The organism is Pirellulales bacterium (assembly GCA_036490175.1).
Lineage (GTDB): Bacteria > Planctomycetota > Planctomycetia > Pirellulales > JACPPG01 > JACPPG01.
In genome coordinates this window covers 1-3,416 of record DASXEJ010000048.1, presented here as the reverse complement: position 1 = coordinate 3,416, position 3,416 = coordinate 1, and the positions used below count along the sequence as shown (strand labels likewise).

Sequence of the window (3,416 nt, the reverse complement as noted above, 5' to 3'; positions counted from 1 at the left end):
GCGGCGCCGAAGCGGGTGCTGCATCCACAAAAGAGTTTGCTCCGGGTGGCCAGCTGCACGTGGACTTCGAGACCAATGACGATCGTGTACGGAGTGCTCACGGCAGTGATGGCCTCCGCGTGTGCCAGTCCGTGGCCGTTTGAAACATGTGTGCGGCGCGCAGCAGGCGGTCTTCTTCGAACGGCGGCGCCTGCAATTGCAGGCCAATGGGCAGCCCCCCGGCACTTGCGCCGCAGGGAAAAACAATGCCGCCGATGCCGGCCAGGTTCGCACTCACCGTGTATAGATCGACCAGGTACATGGCCAATGGATCGTCGACTTTCTCTCCGATTTTGAATGCTGGCGCCGCCGTGACTGGCCCGGCGATTAGATCGACCTCTTCAAAAGCGCGGTCGAAATCCTGGCGAATCAGACGGCGCACTTTGAGCGCTTTGAGGTAATAGGCGTCATAGTAGCCCGCCGAGAGGGCATAGGTGCCCAGCATGATGCGTCGCTTCACTTCGGCGCCAAAGCTCTCCGATCGGCTGCGTCGATACATGCGCACTAACGCAGTGTCGAGTTCTCCGACGCCGCGCTGATCGCCCGCGGTCTCGAGGCGGCGGCGCTCGTCGGCCAACTCGGCCTGCATCGCGGGCGCATCCGTCCGATAGCCGTAGTGGGCGCCGTCGTAGCGGGCCAGATTGCTGCTCGCCTCGCAGGGGGCGATGATGTAATACGTGGCCACGCAGTACTTACTGTGCGGAAGCGAGACCTCTTTGATCTTCACGCCCAACGACTCGTAGACGCGAACTGCCTCGCGCACGGCGGCTTCGACTTCGGCATCCAGACCCGGTCCGAAGTGCTCGCGCACGACCCCCAAGGTCAATCCGGTCAACGGCTGGCCGACCCACTCGCTGTAAGGAGGGACGGGCGCCTGGACCGAGGTCGAATCGAGCGGATCATGTCCGGCGATAGCTTCCAGCAGGACGGCCGCGTCCTCGGCATTGCGTGCCAAGGGCCCGACTTGGTCCAGGCTGCTCGCGAACGCGACCAGCCCGTATCGGCTAACGTGCCCGTACGTTGGTTTCATACCTGTGACGCCGCACAACCCGGCCGGCTGCCGAATCGATCCACCCGTGTCCGTTCCGATCGCCAGAGGGGCCATACCCGCCGCGACGCAGGCCGCGGAACCACCGCTTGACCCGCCCGGAGTGCAGGCCAGGTCCCACGGGTTTCGCGTTGCCTGAAAGGCCGAGTTTTCGGTCGAGCCACCCATGGCGAACTCGTCCATGTTCGTGCGGCCAATGAGTACCGCGTCGGCATCCTTGAGCCTGGCAACAACGGTGGAGTCGTAAGGGGCTTTGAAGCGCTCGAGCATCCGTGAGCCGCAAGTCGTCACCTCGCCCCGGCTGCAAAGAATGTCCTTTACAGCCACGGGTAGCCCGGCCAGTCGGCCGACGGGTTGCTTTGCGCGGCGGCGGTCGTCGATATCGCGGGCTTTTGCCAGGGCCCCTTCGGCATCGACGCGCAGAAAGGCGCCGACTTGCTTGTCGCGTTGCACGATGGCGGCGAGATAAGCCTCGGCCACCTCGACCGCGGTGATGCGCCCCACCGACAATTCCGCGAGGAGTTGCTTAGCGGATAGTTCGAGGAGGGACATGAGAGGCTAACAAGAGTTGCTAGATGACGAAGTCAAGAGCAGCCGCACGCAGAGACGACCCGATAACAATCGATCTCCTTATTCTTCAATTCACGGTCATCTTCTATTGCTACTTCACTCTCCTAGCACGGCCGGCACCAGGTAGAACTCGCCATCGGCGGCGGGGGCATTGGCCAGCATGTCGGCACGTTCTACGCTAGCGCGCACTTCGTCTGGTCGAAAGACGTTGTGCAATTCGACGGCATGCGCCATCGGCGCGACGTTGCTCGTTTCGAGTTCCGCAAGTTGCTCGACATAGCCCACGATCGCGGCGAGTTGAACCGTCATGGTGTCGAGCTCTGCGTCCGTGAGACGCAGTCGCCCCAAGAGCGATACCTTCTCGACTTGTTCGCGCGTAAGAGACATGGCGGAAGGAACGGAAAATGATGAACGAGAGATTTTGAATGCAGGATGGCAGATAGCCCTGGCGGCCGATCAACGCGCCATGCTGCATTCATCACTGTGCGTTCACGCTGGTGTCTATTTACCCGTCTTCGGGGCGGGCTTGGCAGCCGTCTTTGCAGGAGCTTTGGCCGAGGCTTTTGCCGGACCTTTTGCGGCTGGCTTGGCCGGTCCCTTGGCGTCGGCCGGCAGGCGGAAAGGCGGGGCCTCGATGCGCTTGATCACTGCCCCGCTGCGCAGGCATTGGGTGCAGACCAGCAGCGTCTTGTTGGTCCCTTTGACCGTGGCCCGGACACGTTGCAGATTGGGCTTAAATTGGCGAGGACTGATGCCGGTGATTTTCGTACCGACGCCCCCCAGGTACTTCGCCTTGCCGCGAATGGTAACCTGATTGCCCATCTTTGGTCCCTTGCCGCAAATTTCACAAGAACGGGCCATAGCCCTACCTCCCAGCCTAGAACGATTTAGTTACGCAGCTGTGCATTCAAATTATTGAATCCAGGAGTATACCCGGCCGGCCCGAGGCTGCAAAGCCTGAGGTGGGCAGTTGTATTCAACTCGTTCGATTTGTCGTAATCCGTGCGGCAACGGGAAGTTGATCGGCTACCCTATTCAGGCCGGCAAGATTGCTGCCTCAATGGTCCACGCGTCGTGTCAAAGGATTGTCGCCATGGTATCCAACTGGTCCAACTGGTCGGGCTCTGTGACATGCCGCCCGCGCGAGCTGATGGCCCCGCAGTCCGAAGACGAAGTCGTGGCCATCGTCCGTCGCGCGGCTGTGGCTGGGCAGACCGTACGCGTGGCGGGCAGCGGACACTCGTTTACGCCGCTATGTGCAAGCGATGATGTGCTCGTGTCGCTCGATCGACTGCAGGGCATCGAATGGGCCGATCGGGCAACCTGTCGCGCGGCGATTCGTGCCGGCACCAAGATTCACGACATCGGCCGCCCCTTCGCCGACGTGGGGCTGTCGCTCGAAAATCAGGGGGATGTCGACGTACAGGCTATCGCCGGCGCGGTGTCGACGGGTACCCACGGTACCGGGCCCGCCTTGGGGAGCATATCGACTCAGGTCGTCGGGCTGCGGATCGTGACGGCCAACGGAGATGTTCTTGATTGCTCGCCGGAGTCCGATGGCGAGGTATTTCGCGCGGCCCAGGTTTCGCTGGGGTCTCTGGGGGTGATTACCTCGGTGCGGCTGCGGCTTTTGCCGCTTTATCGTCTGCACGAGCAAGCTTGTCGCGAGAGGCTGGATGCTTGCCTCGCGGCGCTCGACGAGCGTATCGCCGCGAACCGGCACTTTGAGTTTTTCTGGTATCCTGTCGACGATATTGCA

General features: G+C 61.9%; 5 protein-coding genes. 1 reads left to right on the top strand and 4 read right to left on the bottom strand.

The window, feature by feature from the left end:
- The 4 genes from VGG64_03570 to rpmB all read right to left on the bottom strand — a co-directional run.
- A partial coding sequence (locus tag VGG64_03570) for a hypothetical protein (protein ID HEY1598652.1) occupies positions 1-128 on the bottom strand: 128 nt, incomplete at its 3' end.
- Positions 98-1,639, bottom strand: coding sequence for an Asp-tRNA(Asn)/Glu-tRNA(Gln) amidotransferase subunit GatA (gatA, locus tag VGG64_03565; protein ID HEY1598651.1), 1,542 nt, complete (start codon positions 1,637-1,639; stop codon positions 98-100). The genes VGG64_03570 and gatA, both read right to left, overlap by 31 nt.
- 114 nt (positions 1,640-1,753) lie before the next feature.
- Positions 1,754-2,044, bottom strand: coding sequence for an Asp-tRNA(Asn)/Glu-tRNA(Gln) amidotransferase subunit GatC (gatC, locus tag VGG64_03560; GenBank protein HEY1598650.1), 291 nt, complete (start codon positions 2,042-2,044; stop codon positions 1,754-1,756).
- A gap of 114 nt (positions 2,045-2,158) precedes the next feature.
- Positions 2,159-2,518 (bottom strand): 50S ribosomal protein L28, encoded by a 360-nt coding sequence (gene rpmB / locus VGG64_03555; GenBank protein HEY1598649.1) that lies wholly within the window; start codon positions 2,516-2,518, stop codon positions 2,159-2,161.
- A gap of 232 nt (positions 2,519-2,750) precedes the next feature.
- Here rpmB and VGG64_03550 point away from each other — a divergent pair.
- Positions 2,751-3,416, top strand: a 666-nt coding sequence (locus VGG64_03550; GenBank protein HEY1598648.1) for an FAD-binding protein, incomplete at its 3' end; no start/stop codon positions are given.

Excerpts from the sequence above, each read along its gene's own strand:
- gatA (HEY1598651.1), bottom strand. The coding sequence starts at position 1,639 with ATGTCCCTCCTCGAACTATCCGCTAAGCAACTCCTCGCGGAATTGTCG.
- gatC (HEY1598650.1), bottom strand. The coding sequence starts at position 2,044 with ATGTCTCTTACGCGCGAACAAGTCGAGAAGGTATCGCTCTTGGGGCGA.
- rpmB (HEY1598649.1), bottom strand. The coding sequence starts at position 2,518 with ATGGCCCGTTCTTGTGAAATTTGCGGCAAGGGACCAAAGATGGGCAAT.